The sequence below is a fragment of the Variovorax sp. Soil_C_17 genome (assembly GCF_057657265.1).
Genome location: NZ_JBDGIT010000014.1, coordinates 1 through 16,436 on the forward strand (window position 1 = coordinate 1; position 16,436 = coordinate 16,436).

15 protein-coding genes and 1 pseudogene are annotated in these 16,436 nt (G+C 64.4%); 8 read left to right on the forward strand and 8 right to left on the reverse strand.

The window, feature by feature from the left end:
• The first annotated feature begins 187 nt into the window (after positions 1–187).
• Positions 188–559, forward strand: coding sequence for a response regulator (locus AC3A6Y_RS31710; protein WP_487872192.1), 372 nt, complete (start codon positions 188–190; stop codon positions 557–559).
• On the opposite strand, the gene AC3A6Y_RS31715 is transcribed toward AC3A6Y_RS31710, so the two are convergent.
• The 3 genes from AC3A6Y_RS31715 to AC3A6Y_RS31725 form a co-directional block, all read right to left on the reverse strand.
• Entirely contained in the window at positions 496–2,418 is a 1,923-nt protein-coding gene (locus AC3A6Y_RS31715; protein ID WP_487872193.1) for a site-specific integrase, read from the reverse strand. The genes AC3A6Y_RS31710 and AC3A6Y_RS31715 overlap by 64 nt on opposite strands.
• Before the next feature lie 787 nt (positions 2,419–3,205).
• The gene (locus AC3A6Y_RS31720; protein WP_487872194.1) at positions 3,206–4,309 is read right to left on the reverse strand and encodes a ParB/RepB/Spo0J family partition protein; all 1,104 of its coding nucleotides are present in this window, start codon (positions 4,307–4,309) and stop codon (positions 3,206–3,208) included.
• Positions 4,310–4,547: 238 nt separating this feature from the next.
• Entirely contained in the window at positions 4,548–5,792 is a 1,245-nt protein-coding gene (locus AC3A6Y_RS31725; protein WP_487872195.1) for an AAA family ATPase, read from the reverse strand.
• Between the two features lie 489 nt (positions 5,793–6,281).
• Between AC3A6Y_RS31725 and AC3A6Y_RS31730 the strand changes: the two genes are divergently transcribed.
• A complete protein-coding gene (locus AC3A6Y_RS31730) occupies positions 6,282–7,658 on the forward strand; it encodes a RepB family plasmid replication initiator protein (protein WP_487872196.1) in 1,377 nt (458 codons plus the stop codon).
• A 129-nt stretch (positions 7,659–7,787) separates the two neighbouring features.
• Here the strand turns inward: AC3A6Y_RS31730 and AC3A6Y_RS31735 are convergent, their stop codons facing one another.
• The 3 genes from AC3A6Y_RS31735 to AC3A6Y_RS31745 all read right to left on the reverse strand — a co-directional run bounded on the left by AC3A6Y_RS31735 (position 7,788) and on the right by AC3A6Y_RS31745 (position 10,568).
• On the reverse strand, positions 7,788–8,819 hold the full coding sequence (locus AC3A6Y_RS31735; protein WP_487872197.1) for a PDDEXK nuclease domain-containing protein: 1,032 nt from the start codon (positions 8,817–8,819) through the stop codon (positions 7,788–7,790).
• Positions 8,820–9,409: 590 nt separating this feature from the next.
• Positions 9,410–10,300 (reverse strand): hypothetical protein, encoded by an 891-nt coding sequence (locus AC3A6Y_RS31740; protein ID WP_487872198.1) that lies wholly within the window; start codon positions 10,298–10,300, stop codon positions 9,410–9,412.
• A gap of 25 nt (positions 10,301–10,325) precedes the next feature.
• Positions 10,326–10,568 (reverse strand): hypothetical protein, encoded by a 243-nt coding sequence (locus AC3A6Y_RS31745; protein ID WP_487872199.1) that lies wholly within the window; start codon positions 10,566–10,568, stop codon positions 10,326–10,328.
• Positions 10,569–11,082: 514 nt separating this feature from the next.
• Between AC3A6Y_RS31745 and AC3A6Y_RS31750 the strand changes: the two genes are divergently transcribed.
• From AC3A6Y_RS31750 to AC3A6Y_RS31760, 3 genes are all read left to right on the forward strand, one after another.
• Positions 11,083–11,913, forward strand: coding sequence for a DUF932 domain-containing protein (locus tag AC3A6Y_RS31750; RefSeq protein WP_487872200.1), 831 nt, complete (start codon positions 11,083–11,085; stop codon positions 11,911–11,913).
• A 155-nt stretch (positions 11,914–12,068) separates the two neighbouring features.
• A complete protein-coding gene (locus AC3A6Y_RS31755; protein WP_487872201.1) occupies positions 12,069–12,566 on the forward strand; it encodes a CHC2 zinc finger domain-containing protein in 498 nt (165 codons plus the stop codon).
• A gap of 143 nt (positions 12,567–12,709) precedes the next feature.
• Entirely contained in the window at positions 12,710–12,880 is a 171-nt protein-coding gene (locus AC3A6Y_RS31760) for a hypothetical protein (protein WP_487872202.1), read from the forward strand.
• A 623-nt stretch (positions 12,881–13,503) separates the two neighbouring features.
• Here AC3A6Y_RS31760 and AC3A6Y_RS31765 read toward each other — a convergent pair.
• Positions 13,504–14,013 (reverse strand): H-NS family nucleoid-associated regulatory protein, encoded by a 510-nt coding sequence (locus AC3A6Y_RS31765; protein WP_487872203.1) that lies wholly within the window; start codon positions 14,011–14,013, stop codon positions 13,504–13,506.
• 276 nt (positions 14,014–14,289) lie between these two features.
• On the opposite strand from AC3A6Y_RS31765, the gene AC3A6Y_RS31770 reads away from it, so the two are divergent.
• Complete coding sequence (locus AC3A6Y_RS31770; RefSeq protein WP_487872277.1) at positions 14,290–14,433, forward strand: hypothetical protein; 144 nt, start codon at positions 14,290–14,292, stop codon at positions 14,431–14,433.
• 514 nt (positions 14,434–14,947) lie between these two features.
• On the opposite strand, the pseudogene AC3A6Y_RS31775 reads toward AC3A6Y_RS31770, so the two are convergent.
• Positions 14,948–15,019 (reverse strand): annotated as a pseudogene (locus tag AC3A6Y_RS31775) (group II intron maturase-specific domain-containing protein); the annotation flags it as partial.
• Between AC3A6Y_RS31775 and AC3A6Y_RS31780 the strand changes: the two are divergent.
• Both AC3A6Y_RS31780 and AC3A6Y_RS31785 read left to right on the forward strand, forming a co-directional pair.
• Positions 15,005–15,268, forward strand: coding sequence for a zincin-like metallopeptidase domain-containing protein (locus tag AC3A6Y_RS31780; RefSeq protein ID WP_487872204.1), 264 nt, complete (start codon positions 15,005–15,007; stop codon positions 15,266–15,268). The pseudogene AC3A6Y_RS31775 and the gene AC3A6Y_RS31780 sit on opposite strands and share 15 nt — an antisense overlap.
• Positions 15,269–15,528: 260 nt before the next feature.
• Positions 15,529–16,278, forward strand: coding sequence for an H-NS family nucleoid-associated regulatory protein (locus AC3A6Y_RS31785; RefSeq protein ID WP_487872274.1), 750 nt, complete (start codon positions 15,529–15,531; stop codon positions 16,276–16,278).
• Positions 16,279–16,436 lie beyond the last annotated feature (158 nt).

The window sequence follows — 16,436 nt, forward strand, 5'->3', positions numbered from 1 at the left end:
CAGCTGCCGGCAGACGCCAGCGCCGCTTACACCGTCACGGCCAGACGGCCGGGGCGGGGGAATTTACGTGTCGATAGCCGGGGGAGTTTGGGTGTCGTTCGGGGAGAGAATCGGCCCGGATGCGATCTCCAAGAAAGTGGCAATGTTCATCTACCGGCCTTTTTAACGTATCTGCGGATGACACGAAATGGCCAAATCCCTTCACATCCTGGTGGTGGATGACGACCGCGAGACGGCGGACCTCCTGGGCGCCGTTCTTTCTGCGTACCTGCCCGAGTCCAGTGTCAGCGTGGCTTACGAAGGCCGAGCAGCGGCAACGCTCGCACTGGCACAGCGTCCCGACGCGGCTGTACTGGACCTTGACATGCCCGAGCTGGATGGAGAAGGCCTGGCTCGCGTGTTGCAGTCTGCGTTCCCGGACCAGCCACCACTTCTGATTGCCCTGTCCGGAGCGGTGCTTCGGCTGGAAGCGCTTCGTCAAGCGGGCCCCTTCGATCACCTGTTGAGCAAGCCCACGGACATCGACGAACTGGTCGGGTTGTTCAAGTCGGTGGCGTGAGGCCGTCGGCCTGGCAACCTGCCGCTCTGCCCCAGCGTGTTCTGCATGACGTGCAGCGGTTCAGGGGCGCGCCCTTCCCTGCCCTGCGGCGCCTGCGATGCATGCGCGAGCCGCAACCAGTGCGTGCTGGCCTTTATCAGTTGCTGCGCATCGACGCTGTCGAGGCCTTGCGCCGCCCGGGCCAGAAACGCCTTGATCGCCTGGTACAGCCCGGAAGCCGACCACCCTGGCGGCCGGTCGAGACCCGAGTCGAACCGCGCCATCACGTGGATGCCCCGGTTGCCGATGGCATCGACCTGGCGCTCGAAGCCATGCCGCGCCAGTTCGTCGCCGAGCTCATCGACCAGTTCGGCCGGCACCGGCACCTGTCGGGGATGCCCGCCCCTGCCGGCCACCGACAGCAGCCAGTCGGTGGCGATCGATCCATCGGGCGACTTGGATTCGCGTTGCTCGAGGTCTTCGCACTTCACGCGCGTGATCTCGGCCAGACGAAGGCCCGTCGCGTAGAGCCAGCGCATGCCGCGCCGAAGTCGCCGCCTCGCCTCCGTGTCGACATGGTCCTGCAACAAGGTGTCGATGTGACCCCATTGCGCAAAGGTCAGGGTACGGCTCGCGCCCAGCGACCTTTGCGATGTCGGCGGCAGCGCAACGGCCGCGAAGGGATTGCCCACCACGTAGCGCTGGCCCACAAGGAAGGCGAACAGGCTCCTCAGGATGATCAGTGCCTGGCGCAGCGCCGTCGGCGTCAGCGGCCCCTCGAGCGGCCGCCACATCGGCGACCAGCGCTGGTGATGCCGCGGGCCACACCAGGTGGCCGGCGGATCGGAGAGGAAGCTTCGGTAGTCGCTGGCATCATCCGCCGACAGCGAAGACAGCGCCTTCCTGCGCTCCAGGATCGACCACAGCAAGAGACGTTCGGCCTCCTTGCGGTACGACCGCTGGGTGGAAGACATCGCCTCTGCGCCATCGCCCGGGCGTTGCGAGGCCAGCCAGGCGCCGATCGCTTCGTGATCGTTGGCGGCCACCAACAGGCACTTCTCGTGCGGCGCGCGGTAGCGCCCTGTCCGGCCATCGAGGTCGGCCGGCAGCACGAATTTCTCATAGGGCACGAGGGCGGTGGCGGCGGGCACGACGGCGGCCAGGGTGGTCGGCGTCAGCTGCGAACGCGGCTTGGCGACGTGGATTCCAACGCGCAAGCCCAGCACCTGTTCGTTGGCATGCAGCCAGTCCAGGATCCGGGCGGCCTTGAGTTCACCGATGCCGGGCACCTGCACCCACCAGCGCGCTCCGATCCCATTGATGAGGTCGATGAGCGCGACGAACGTCGGCACGCCAGCGCGCTCGAGCCGGGCGGCGAGCGTTGGATGGAGCCACGTGGCCACGCCGTCGCTGGGCCGCGGGTCCTGCACCACCAGGCCCTCGAGCCATCGCAGTGCCTGCAGTTGGTGGTCGATGACGCGGGCGCGCCGCGACGGCCGGGCCGATGCACCGCCCCGCCCTCCCCCACCGCCGCCCGGGTAGGCCGCTTCATAGGCCTCCGTTTGCTCGGCTTCGGAGAAATCCTCCAGGCCCCGCGCGGCGGCGAACTCGGCCAGGCTCGGGAGGGCCGGCGCCGACGCGAAGCGATCGGGATCGAGCAGGATCAGCCGTGCGGTACCCGGCTTGCGCTCGCGGCGTGCTGCGGCCGCGAACTCGTCGCGGATCCACGCGATCGTGCGACGCACCGTTCGCAGATCGGTGTGTTCGCCTTCGAGGCGCAGGTATCGGTCCCAACTGGCGCGCTCATCCAGGCCTTGGGCCAGCGCGCGCATGAAGGCGAAATGCCCGCGATGGAGCTTTCGCGGCGGCGGCTTTTTCACGTGGGGGACATCGGCCCGCCCCTGGAGCCCGCCGGCGACATTTGCCAGAACTTCCACCAGGGGCGAGGCGCAGCCGGCTCGGCAGGCAACTGGGCCAACTGGCTCGCACGCAGGCGGCGGCGCCATTCGACTTCCAACGCATGAGCGACGCCGAACGCGTCCCGATCACCATGGCCAGCACGCCCGCGCCAGTTCAAAGCGAGGCGCCCAAGCTCCTCGTCGTCGAATCGTGCGAGCTGAGATGGCGTGGGAATGGCGGTCATGTCACGACGAAGATAGCCGATTAAAAGCCGGACGGTTCGCACCGAAGCCGCGTGTGTCGGAAAAAGACACGGCCCGCCCTTGCCTGGCAAGTTGGCGTGCGCCCTATGAGCAATCCAGCCTATTTCAGATAATCATCAATGGCGATTCTAGATGATCCCAAAGGGAACCTGAAGAAGACGGTGTCGAGACTGCGCCTAACTCGTTGATTTTACGTGAGTTTTTCTCGACGATCTCGCTGCCATGGAGTCGTTATTCGGCTGCTTAAAGCGCGTTGCTAAGCATCTGGTTTCGCTGCAGGCGTTAAGTGTGCGCTCCCGTTCGGCTTCGACTTCGATGCAACAGGATCTTTGACTCGGCTGCGTGAGCAGTTGGTTGCGCGGCTGTGAAAGCCTGGTCAGGACCGTACGCGACGGCGCGCGGGGCCGTCCTAATGGCCCCTTGAATTCAGCGCCGTCGCAAAGATATATGTGTGAGTATTCACTTCTTAATGCCAACTACCCGTCACCCCTTTGGCGGATGAGCATCAAGCTTTGCTACCAACGAAGGCGTCAATCATCTTGGCCAGTTTTCGGCGCTGGGGCTCGCCCATCGGTTGATCAAAGGAGAGGGTCGGTCTCCCCTTCCGGTCAACGACAAGTGAGGCGATGCGCTTGCCGGCGTCGTCTTTCCATTCCGTCGTGGTTCCTGGCGCTTGCCGCTTGGCGCTGCCCTGCGTGGTGAGTGCGGAAAAGACTTCCGCCGGCGAAGGCGGGGGGACCCGGGTCGCCAGCTCCCGCGATGCGGCCAACAATCCCTCAGGATCGCGTTGGTGCGCATCCTTGAGCGGCGTGGCCCAACGGAACTGAAGGTTCAAGGGAGAGCCGAACGCGCGCACGACCTCGCCCGGCAGCTTGGCCAGGGCCATCGCCTTGCCGATGTTGCCCAAGTCTCTATCGATCGCGGCGGCCAACTGCTTGGCTGACGGGAACAGGCCCTGCTCCAGGGCGCGCAGGTACATGACGCCCTGCTCCCAGGCAGAAAGATCTGCGCGCTCCCGATTTTCGCGCTCCATCTCGACAAACAGTTCAGCGTCCTTCATGTCGGGTTGCACGAGCGCCAGCACCGGGATGCCCAATTCCAGGCATGCCTGATGCCGACGATGGCCGAAGACGATCTCGAAGCTGGGCGAGCCTGCGGCCGCACCTTGGATCGGACGCACTTTGATCGGCTGGACGTTGCCGCCAGCACTCGCGATCTCCTCTTTCAGACTGGTGAAGGCCTCCGTCTTGAAGTGCGACATGTCCCGGTTGGCCCAACCGGAGGCCTTGATCAGCTTCGGATCGATGCGCCTCGCGGCTTGCGCCCCGTCGAACTCCCCTAGCCGCTCGCGAAGGCGCACGACCTCGCGGTGCACTTCCGACTGATCGGCCATGAAGGCAAGCACCGAGCCGGGCCCGGTCTTCGGCGCCATGGGAGATCCGGCCGGTTTGCCGAGTGTGGATTGTGCAATGGTGGCAGGGGCCTCGGACCCCTTGCTGGCGCCCTCCCCTGCCTCCGACGCCGATGTGGCGTCCTGCCGCTGCTGGCTGGTGGTGGGGAGATTCGCCGTCACGCTGAATGCGCGTTTCACCAGGTCTTTATTTGCCATTGCCGATTTCCTTGTTCATGTTCTAGCCAACGCTTTGCGCAGCGCAGCGCGTGGCCGGGATTGCGTCCGGCTCTCGTGCCGGCCATGAATCGCCGAGCAGCGGGGTGCGACCCACTGCACGACCAGACCTGATGCCGTCCGCCTCCTGGAACCAGGGGGGTTGTACGGTACAACCCCCGCGGCGATTGTCGCGCCGTGAAGCGGGCCGGGTTCCGCTGAATCATCTTCGTCACGAGCGCTAGGCCTCCACGCGCTGGGGGGTTGTACCGTACAACCCCCCTGCCTGTCCCGGCAACTGCCTGGCCCATGCGTTTCGAATCGAGACCTCGGTGTGCTGTACGAACAGGTCGTACGCATCCCGGGCCCGCTTGTAGGTCTTGTCCTTGGCATCCCCCGCCTCGCTGTCGTAGACGGTCCCGAAGCCGGATGACTTTTGCGAGGCGATCGACGTGCGCGGGATCTCCAGCGGCAGCACCTTCTCCTTGTAGGTGGCGCCAATCCATTCGCGCACGGCATCCGCCGTGGTCGACGCACCGCGTCCGGCCTTGGGCGGCACGCGGGACAAAAGGATGTTGATGAAATCGAAGCTCTTGGTTTGTCCGCGGCCCTCCAGCATCGTCTGGGTGAGGTCGGAGAACAGGGACCAGAACTGGGTGGACGAGGCGAAGTCCAGCGTCTCGGGAGGCAGCGGCATGATGATGCCGTTCGCTGCCATCAGGGCATTGATCGTCAGGTAAGACAGGGCAGGGGGGCTGTCGATGATGATCACATCGTAGTCCGCCCGGACGTCATCGATCCCGAGATCCAGGACCTTGTAGAACTCGAAGCCAGACAATCCCTCCTTGCCTTGCCGGGAGGGCAGCATGAACTCGGCGTCGAACAGCGAGCTCGCCGCTGGCACCAGGTCCAGACCGTCCCAATAGGTGTTCCGGATCATCGGCCGCACCGTCATCGACGAGCCATCGGCCAGCGACATGATCGTGTCCTTGGCGCTGATCTCGACATCAGGGAGGATGCCGAAGAGGGTGGTCAACGAGGCCTGAGGATCGGTGTCGATCACCAGCACCTTGTGGCCCAGCAGGGTGAGCCCCTGCGCCAGCGTCATGGCGGTCGTGGTCTTCGTGGTGCCCCCCTTGAAGTTCGCGATGGAGATCGTGATCGCCTCGGCGCCCTCCGGACGCAGCACCTCCTTGCGGTAATCCCGCACCCACTGGCGCGTCTCGCCCAGGGTGAACAGTCTCTTGCGCCCGTTGGACACTAATGTCCCCGAGGGCATATCCTTGCGGCTCGCAACACGGTGAGCGAATGAACCTCGCGAGGTGGCCTCGCACAGGGTTGCCACTTGCTCGGCGCTGAAGGTCGGCGCGTTCTTGCGAACCATCGGTGCCAGCATCGCCGAGCGGATGCTCGACAACATGGCCGCCGCATCCTCGGCCTGCTGGTGCACGCTGGCCAGCGTGATCTGGGGTCGAATTTCCATCATTGAACGAGTTGGTGATTGACGACGAGATTGTGCGTGTTGGACGTGTTTTGCGCAAACAGCCAAAGTTTCGTCCAAGCCACGCATCAGTTCTCCTGAAAAAGCTCCAAAAACCCAGCCTGGGGTTTTTCAGAGGTCGAATACATTCAAGTCCTTTAAGTCTTTATGGAGAATAAATTCAATAAAATCAATGACTTAAGAGAACTTTCGGAGAACTTACGGTGAACTCTGGAGTCTTTCCAGTGAATGTCTGAGTGGATACGGTGGGATGCGGAGCAGATTCAGGCCGCTGGGAGAGTGAATACGGTTAGAGGGAAATCCGTGCCTCCAAGCCGCCCCAAGGGCGAATCTTGGCCCCGCGAAGCCGCCACACCGGAGCTTTTTCAGTGAGCTGGGCGCTCGACGGTGATCGCGCCACGGCGCGGAAAGCGGAGCTTTTACAGTGACTTGTGGGCGGAAAGCGCGACTGCGACAAGTGAGTCGACGTTTCACATGAACCCGGCGCTGCGCTACAGTCGGGCCATGGTCACAGGAGCAAGCCGAGAAGTGTCGACGTCCGCGCGCGGCCCAGTGCCCTTGCTCAAGCCCGTGTTCTCACTGGCGCTGGTGCCTCAGAACAACAAGATCACGGCGTTGGGTCGCAGGACATGGAATGTGCTGCTTCACATCGCGCAGAACCAAGGGCTGGAGCGAGAGACGTTCCGCGCCGCCTTGACCGACATCGTCAAAGGGCTCGACTACAACAGCGGGGACATGAAGATCATCAAGACGCACTTGCGTTCGATGATCACGACGCTGGTGGAGTGGCAGTCGCCCACCGCGGGCGAGTGGCAAACCTGGGATGTGTGCGGCATGCTGTCGCATGCCAGGCTCACCAAGGAACGCGGGCAGATCTTTGTCGAATGGTCGTATGCAGTGAACATGCGCAACGAACTGCTGGATCCGGAGATCTTTGCAAAGCTGTCGCTGGAGGTCATCTCGCAATTGGGCTCCCATCCCGCGGTGGCGCTCTACGAGATCTGCTCCCGGTATCTGGGTGTCGGGCAGACGGCACGCAAGGCATGGACCTGGTGGCGGCCCGTGTTGCTGGGGCGGCCCGACGATGAACGTCTGCAGCGCCTCGAGTACCGCATCTTCAAGCGCGATACGCTGCGGCCCGCGCTCGCCGAAATCAATGCCCTGGCGGACATCGAGATCGAGATGGTGGAGTTCAAGTCGGGACGGTTCGTTTCGGACCTTCAGTTCACCGTCCGCAAGAAGCCCCAGCGGGTTTTGGCATTGCAGCAACGCTCGGCCGCCGAGCCGGTCGATGTCGGTGTTCTGGCCAGCGCGGAGCGGCTCGGCATCGATCACGCACGGATCGAGCGGCTGATCGAGGAGTTTGGCGATGCTGCCGTCGCCACCGCGATCGAGGCGGTCGAGAAGCGCGCGGCCAGCGCCTTTCCGGAGCCACTGCGCGATCCGCTTCGCTACTTGAAAAGCGTGCTGCCCGGCCATGTGGCCGCGCAGGAAGAGGCGATCGAGAAAGTCGCGGCGGCCGAGGAGCCGGAAGTCGTGCACGTGGGGTCCAGCGAGAGACTGGCCCAATGGGAGAAGAAATGGCTTGCGGAGCGCATCGAACTGCTCGCAGCCGAACTGTCCGCGTTGCCCTCGGAACATCAGGCCGAACTAGTCCAAGGGCTGCAGGAGGACCTGGTGCGTCGAAATGCCCACCCGGCCGTGATTCAGCGATTGGTGGGGAAGGGCTGGACCCACCCCATGGTGCGCCATGAGATGGTCAGCTTCTACGCCGCTGGCGCCTATGGTCCGAATTGGAACAAGCCCACCGACAAGCAATTGCTCGCCATTGCGGCAGCGCCCAACTCATGAAAATCGCCCGACCTACGATGTGAATATACGGATGATTCGACGAGAGTGACCGCCAACTTCAGACAAATTGCGGTGCATGGACCTCGCCGCTCCTGCACCAGCGCTACCAGAAGATATTGCGTGGGGCCTTCATGGACCCTCGGCACTGCCCAGTTCCCGCTCGATGTCCTCGACGCTGGGAAGGCTGTCGGCCAATGACTCTGGCAGGGCCTCGATGAGGCGGTACTCCGCCACACCCATCGGGCTGTCGATGCCGCGCAGTGCGTATTCGGCTACGAGCCGGTTGCGCTGCTTGCATAGCAGCAGGCCGATGGTGGGCTCATCGTGCTCGCCTCTCATCTGCGCATCAACTGCCGCCAGATAGAAGTTGAGCTGTCCGGCGTACTCTGGCTTGAAGGCACCGGCTTTCAGTTCCACCACCACGTAGCAGCGCAGCTTCAGGTGATAGAAGAGCAGGTCGACGAAGAAATCGTCGCCACCGACCTCCAGCGGCAACTGGCGGCCTACGTAGGCGAAGCCGGCGCCCAGCTCGAGCAGAAAGCGCGTGATGTGCTGCACCAGGGCGCCCTCGATGTCGCGCTCTTGTGCCGCCTCTCCAAGCCCCAGGAAGTCGAAGCGGTACGGATCCTTCAGCGACTCACGCGCCAGGTCCGACTGCGGCGCAGGCAGGCGCCGGGCAAAATTGGTCACCGCCTGGCCGCTGCGCGTCTGCAGCCCGGTTTCGATCTGCATGACCAGGACGTTGCGCGACCACCCGTGCTCGATGGCCTTGGCGGCATACCATTGTCGGGCGGCGCTGTCGGCGAGTTTGTCGAGAAGCGCCAGTTGGTGGTACCAGGGTAATTGTGCAAGCACCTCTTGCACAAATGCTTCGTCGGGCCAAGCCTCGGCGAAGGCGCGCATGTACTTGAGGTTGCGCGCCGAGAATCCCTTCATGTCCGGAAACGCGCTGAGCAGGTCACGCGCCAGCCGCTCGATCACCTTGGCACCCCAGCCCTGGGCTGACTGACGCGCCAGGATGTCGCGGCCAATCTGCCAATACAGCAGCACCAGTTCGCGGTTCACCCCCAGTGTCGCGCGCTGTTGAGCGGCATGGATGCGTGTCTTGAGCTCGGCCAGCCAATGACCGTAGTCAGCCGGGATGGCGGCCAGATCAGACATCGTGACTTCCTTGCTCACGCTCGCAGCTGGGGACATTAGAAGTGCCAAGCGACCCAGGGCGAAGACTGTTCATGCGCTTGAGTGTATCGGCCGAGCGCGTTCACGGCGCCAGGGCGTGCCACGAGTCGCGAACCCAGGTCGCCCTGGTGATCTGTCGGCGTGGCCGACCGCTAGGTGACTTCGCTCGACGCACGGAAACTGGCGCAACGCGTTCAAGGTGTCAGCTTCAGGGGACCAGGATCCTGAATGCGTGCAGGTCGGTCACTCGTCCTGACGCCCCACGAGAAGCGTGACTGTGTGAGCGGATGACTACCATTCGCTGCCTGCGTCACGTCGACCCTCCGAAATGCCCAAAGATCGTCCTAAGAATCTCGAACTTCCTCTTCCCGGGAATGCGAAAGTCGCGCCTGCCGCCGCCCGCCGGAAGGTCAGGGCGACGCGTGCGCGAACCCCCCGGAGGCAGCTTCTCCTGTTCGACTATCAGACTTGGCTGACGCTGACGGCAGAGTTTGCCGAATCGGCAGCCACTGCCGCAGTAAGCGGGGCCGGCCGCAAGTAGTTCACTCGAGTCCCGGCGTCCAGCGCCATCGTCAGCGACTTTTCATGTACGCCGCATAGAGCGCGGGCTGGAGGTCGCGCAGCACCTTGCGTCGCGCGACGATGTCAGCATGGCGGCCCTGGCGCTCCAGGCCGAGGAGTTCCACCAGCAGACGCATCGCCTGCTCCGGCGCGCTGTGCTGCGACGCTTGCGCGAGCGCCAGTGGCTCTCGAAGACCGGGGCGCTCGATGAGCACCCAGGCCGCAAACCAGCTCACGTCTGAGATCTCGCCACCGCCCGAGGAGGATGCCTCGAAGTTCGCCTCGAAGGTGCGCATCAACTGCGGCAAGAGCGGGTCGGGCGAGCGCTGCGCGACGTCCTCGAGCAACGCTGGCGACAGCCACCCCAGTTCCGCGAGGAGAGGCCAAGTCGCCTGCAGACCGAACAGGTGCAAGCGGGCCTCGACCATCCAGGCCAGCGGCGCCGGCTTTCGTCGCCACGATTCGATGGTGGCGACCGCCTGCGCGGCGGGCTCCCAGTTGCCTGCACGCAGCCACATCGGCGCCGCATGGTCCTGCGGATTTCGCGCGTCGAACGCCAGCGACGCCGCGCGGCGTGCGAGTGCTTGCCAGCTCACGGCGAGCCAGGCCGAAGCAGCAGGGCCGCCGAAGGTGCGCTGCGCAGCATCATGGATCGTTTCCTGCAGCTTCAGTCGCGCCTCGCGCAAGGATGCGTGGTCGCGAAACGCATCGTCGCGGCCGACTTCGGCCTCGACGTAGCCGGTGAGAACGCGCAGCGATGACAAGGAGTCGTCGGCCGGATATTCCTGGGAAAGCCGATCGCAAGCTTGCAGAGCGGCCAACGCATCGCGCCGCTCGAGCGCATGCACAGCATCGTTCCTCAGCATCACTTCGCGGCCGTCATCAAAGATGTCGAGTTGCATCCGATTGCCCGTGCTTAAAGGGGACTCAGTGAGAAACCTGGGTTGCCAGGAAACGTGGCGCGCAGGTATTTGGCAATCTGCTCGACGACGCAGTGCCCCCAGCCAGGGCTTGCTGCTTCTGCGTCATCGCGCTTCCAATGTTCCAGCACAGCGATATCGGGTCGCGCTTGACCGCTCGCGCGGCCGACAACCGCGCGGACGCGACACGCCACCTCAGATCTTCGATGAACTGTTTGTATTCGCCGATCAGGCCGCGGCTCAATGTCATAGGGACGACTGTAGAGCAGTCCGCGCCTTCGATCGATTCGTGCCGCACCGGCGGGCTTGCCATGCGGCTCCGCACAAATGCCTTCATTCATCGTCAGCACAGACAAGGCGCGGCTGCCTCATGGCGCTTCGCCACGAGGCAGCCGCGCCCGGAACATCCCCTGATCAGACCTGCCTGCGGCAGGTGAAGGCGCTCGCCGCGCGGCGGCTCCGAGGGCGTGTGGCAGTGCATCGCCGTGCTCTCCGTACGCCCTGAGTTCATCGCTTTTCCCGTGGACTCTGCAGCCGTGCGGTGCGGCGACCGGCTGCGCCTGCAAGGGGGTTTTCATAAAGCTTCGCTTTACAAACCTTCCCCCTTGCTCGCCGCCCCGCCCGTCTGCGTCCGTTCCACGGGCGATGAACTCAGGGAGTACGGCGGCGAGACCACCGGGAGCCAGCCACTCGCCCTCGGACCCAACTCCACTGGGCTCCGAATCTAGGGACCCGGTGTGCACTTTATTTACAGGAGATCCATCATGCGACTTGCATCCAAGTTCGGCGTTCGTTCCCCCATCCTGCGCAGTGACGAGCCTCTCACGGAAGACCAGATGCGCGGCGTGGCGCCATCGATCTTTGCGGAAGCGGCCCACACGAGCCGATCGCTGAAGTACAGCTATATCCCCACCTCGACAGTGCTCACGAGTCTGCGCAAGGAAGGCTTTGCGCCGTTCATGGTGGCGCAAACCCGGGTTCGCGACGCATCGCGCCATGAATTCACGAAGCACATGATCCGCCTGCGCCACGCGACCCAGATCAACGACACCGAGGCCAACGAGGTCGTTCTGCTGAACTCCCACGACGGCACGAGCAGCTACCAGATGGTTTCCGGCATGCTGAGGTTTGTCTGCTGCAACGGCATTGTCTGCGGCGACGGCATGCGCGATGTTCGCGTCCCACACAAGGGGCAGATCGTCGAGCGGGTCATCGAGGGCGCCTACGAAGTCCTTGATGGCTTCGGCCTGGTACGCGAGAAGCGCGACGCGATGCGGGCGATCACGCTCGAGCCCGAGGAGGCCACGATCCTCGCCCGCTCAGCGCTCGCGCTGAAGTACGACGACCCCACAAGGCCACCGCCCATCACCGAAGTGCAGGTCCTCGCACCGCGTCGGCGTGAAGACGACAAGCCGGATCTCTGGGCCACCTTCAACCGAATCCAGGAATCGCTGACCAAGGGCGGGCTGCCGTCCCGGACGGCCCATGGCCGCCGCCAGCGCACGCGGCCGGTGGAGGGCATCGACCAGAACGTGAAGCTCAACCGTGCGCTCTGGATGCTGGCCGACGCGATGCGCCAGCTCAAGGGAGGCTGAGAGAGTTGCGCAGGCCTCGCCACCGCGGGCCCAGTCGACGGCTAAGCGCCGGCTGGACCCGAAGACCCCTTTGCGGTGAAGCAGCCCCTTCCTGGTGCTGCCTTCCCGAAGGGTTTCGCCACCTGGTTGGCGGCTGCATTTCCACTTCGTTCCTCATGGAGGTCTCCATGGCACTCGTTCGACATCGTCTTCCCGAGCCTCAGGGCTATTTCGAGAACCAGGGGCTCGTGCTGCTGGGCCGCGGCGCCTGGCGCACCACACGTTGCGCCTTCCACGGCGGCAGCGACAGCATGCGCGTGAACCTCCGAAGCGGCGGCTTTTGTTGCATGGCCGGCTGCGGCGCCAGGGGAGGGGATGTGCTGGCCTATCACATGGCCGCGCACGGCCTGGGCTTTGTGGAGGCCGCGAAGGATCTCGGCGCCTGGGAGGATGATCTTGCCGATGCGTTGCAGAAGCCGCGCCGGCGACCTTGCGGTCTGCCAGCGCGCGAGGCGCTGCTACTGCTGCGCGAGGAAGCGATGTTGGTCGCCGTCGCGGCGGGCAACCTCGCCCATGGCGTGGCCCTGGGCGAGGAAGACCGGGCGCGGCTCGCTACGTGTGCAGCGTTGATCCAACGCATCGCCGACGACGTGGGTGTGGACGGCGTGCGATAGCCGCCTTGCTTCCCGGCAACTTGACGCTGCTCCCATCGGCGCTCACCGGTTGGCCTTTCAAGCGGTATGGCGGCATGTGCCGCGGGTTCACGGCGTGCGCTTCGTCCGCTGCATGACGGGCGGGGCGTGCCGGCCTTGGCTTTGTGAAGGCCGCCAAGGATCTGAGCGGCTGGAACGGGGACACCCGGGGCACCACCGCAGGCACCCAGCAACGCCCTGGCGGACTGCCGGCGCGCGATGCGCCGGCGCTGCTGCGCGAGGACGCGGTGGTGGTCGCCATTGGCGGCCGGCAACCTCGCGCGCGGCGGCGTTGAACCCATCGGCCTTCGGCCGGAGCAGGCTCGCTGCCGCGTCGTACTGGCAGGGGAGGGGGCTTGCCTGTGTCGGTCAGGGCATCACGCGGTGCTCACGTTCAAGGCCCTGCGCGCGCTTCGCGTGCTCGGCGCGTGCCGCGCGCCTGCGTCGGCCTTGAGCGCTGCGCTGCCGCGTGAGCCAGGGGTGACGCAGGCAATTGCGCCTGTGTCACTTCAGGGCTCATCATGACCCAGCTAGTTTCCAACCACTTTGCGTTCGCAACGTCCGTATCGCTCGAGCGCCTGGCCGAGCGCGTCGCCGCGGCCTTTGCCGAGCATGCCACCGAATCAACCGGGCCGCGCTATGTCTGCATCAGCACGCGTGAGATCGTCTCGCGCGGGCTTTGTGCCGTCGAACGCTATGCAGACGGCGGCGCGCCACGGCAATGGGGCTACGCGCGGCACCTGCTGCGGTTCCGGCCGATGGTCGAGACGGTGTCGCTGCGAGATGCGCTGCCGCAGTTCGTATTGATCCCGGCCGGAGATTCGGCTCCGGCCTTGACCGTAGGGGCCTTGCGGCCGGCCCTTGCGGGAAGGGGCGGCCTGGCGATCAGATGCGCGGCGGGTCGCCGCTGCGAATTTCGTCAGGCGGCCAATTGCTCGAGCGAGGTTCCCGCGGCAAGGGCTTCCTTGAGCCAACGGGGTTGCGGGCCCATGCCGCTCCACGCGTTGCCGGCCTGGTCACGGTAGCGAATCTGGGTCTTGCGCTTGGCCTTTGCCTTTGCCTTGAACTTCGACTTGGTCTCGCTCTTGGTTTCGGTCGGCGCTGCGGCTGACGCGAAGTCTTGCAGCGACTTGCCGTTGGTCAGTGCCTCGCGCAACCAGGCGGGCCGGGGACCGCGACCGCTCCAGGAGCGACCCGCGCCGTCCGCGTACTTTGCGATGGTGGAGACCGAGCCGGATCTCTTTGCCGAGAATTTACTCTTGCCCGCGGATGGAGCGCCGAAGCCCAGTTGATCGGCGCTCAATCCATAGTGCGCGATAGCGACCTTGATGCGAGACACCACGCCATCGATTTCTTGTGCTCGCAGCTTGTCGGCCTGCTTCTGCAGGATCTCGATCTGCTTCTGTAGTTGCTTGTAACCCTGTGCCATTGCTTGGTTCCTGATTTATTGACTAAGACCTCGCACTGTAATCCTGATTCGTGAAAGTGTGATATTGATACTTTGGTTTGGAGAATCTTGAAAGTCTTGAATCGCTGTGCACGGTAGCTATTGCTGACGATGGTGCGCCTTTTCGGTGTGAGGCGAGAAGCGCCCCAGCCAATTCGTGGCTCCGGCGTTTCCTTTTCATTTCGATCCGCCGCGGACCGCCAAACCTTGATTGGGCGCTGCGGCCGCGAGTTGTTGGTCCGCGCGAACAATGGGCGCATGCAGATGGTCAGCGTCGTGCGCCGGTTGTATGAGCGGCAACGCAGCTTCATCACCGTGCCGCCTGCATTTGGCGGCATTTGCGAACTGCAACTGCCGCAGTTTGCTGCCCGAGCATGGGCCTGTCGTCGCATCCGGCGCTGAGCGTGTCGGATCGAATCCGTCCTCGCAGACGCGGCCGATCGCGGGCGCACCTTCCAGACACCACCCGCCTCGCTTCGCCTCGTGCTGAACCGAAGAGAGGGAAGACAGTAGGTGGGGCTGACTTGCTGTGACCTGCACAGTGCCACGCCGTCGGGTAGCAGTGGCGCATTGCTGCGCCGCCGCCCCCTAAGAACCGGACGTGCGAGTCACCCCGCATCCGGCTCAAGCCATTCATCAGCACCAAGGTGTGGCACCGAACAAGTTGACGGAACGTTTCGTGGCTCGACGACGAGCCAGATACGCTCCGTTCCGGGTCGAACGGATGCGCGGCCCCGGGAACCTTGACGTGGCGGGTGACCGCTATCGTCGACGCACGGAAGAGCTGAAGGCTGACAGTTGTGCCGTCGGCCGAACCCTTCGTCGCGAAGGCCAAGACCTTGATCCTCTTTACCCGGAAGTACCGCCTGATGACCCATCGCGCCCCTTTGGCGGGGTGCCTGCGCACGGCCCACCTCCAGAGCATGCGCCAGATGTGCGAGTCGATCGATGAGAAGGTCGGCTTCGCCGCCGCATGACGGTGATACATGGCCCAATCACGGATCACCGGGTTAAGCTGGCCGAACTCGGATCGGCATTCGTGATGGGGCATTGCGGTCTGATCGACGCGACCATCGAGGGGCACGCCGCCTACCTCGACAGCTGGCTGCAGGTGCTGAAGAACGATCGGACTGCGATATTCACGGCCGCATGGCACGCGGGCGAAGCGTTCGAGTTCATCCTGGCCAGAGAGATGCCGCTGCTGGACACCGCGGCGCTATTGCCACCGGAAGAATGAAGGAATCAGTTCGTCGGTCGGTCGGCACACGTTCGGTCGGATTGCAATTATTCCCCAGCGCCGGCCAATTGGCCTGCGCAAAACTAATTAGACTCCAGCCTTTCCACTCTCGACCTCTTCATGACCAAGACCTACGCCCAATTGGAACGCGAGATTGCTGCTCTCCAAGCCTCCGCTCAAAAGCTACTGGAAGTTGAAGCCAAAGGCGCCATCGCGAAGATCACGAAGCAATCGCGAAATACGGCCTCACAGCCTGCGACCTGAAATTCGCCTCGACCTCCGCCACTGCTTCGCGGCCGGCGACGAAGGCGTCGAAAGCTTCGAAGGCGACGAAGGGCGAGCAAGGCGCTGCGTCCCAGGGCGCGAAGTTCAGCGATGGACAGGGCAACCAGTGGGGCGGGCGCGGGCCAAGGCCGGCGTGGCTGCGCGAAGCCATCGCGGCCGGTCGGACGCTCGAGAGTTTTGCGAACGGCGCAGCGGCCCCGGCAGCAGCCGTCGCACCCGTCGCCACCTCGCCCGCGACGAAAGTGCGTGCGAAATCGACTGCGGCCAAGCGCATCAAGTTGGGCACCGGCTCGGCGAAGGGCAAAGCAACGAAGGCTTCGACGGGCGCGAAGTCATCGAAAGCCGCTGCAGTTGCGGCGCCCGCAGTTGCGGCAACGCCTCCGGTGAAGGCCGCGCGCAAGAAGGCGGCTGTGAAGCCGCGTGCCGGAGCTGCCGTCGCTGCGGAATCTACACCAGCGGTCAAGCCGCCGGTGAAGAAGTCGCCTGCCAGGGAGGCTCGCGCGGCCAAGGCGGTACGCGCTTCGAAGGCAGCGAAGAATACCTCCCGTCCGAAGACGACGGTGGCGAGGTCGGAACCTGCCGTGACCGCGAAGAAGGCGGCGGCGCGCAAGCCCGCGTCCAGCCGCAAGAAGGCGAGCCCGAGAACTGCCGCGCGCAAGGCGGCCGTGGTGCAGAGCCAGGCGCCTTCGACGCCGGAAGCGGTCGCCGCGACGGCGGCTGCGTAGTTCTCGATGCAGCACTGCCGCCACGAAGGTGGCGGCATGCCTGGGTGGCCTTTGGCCGCCAATTCTTTTGCCGGGCGCCGCAGGTGTCCGCAGACAATGACTTCTCCGCAGTACGCATGCAATCCGGAATTGGTGCGCTCATCCCGATGATGGTCCAC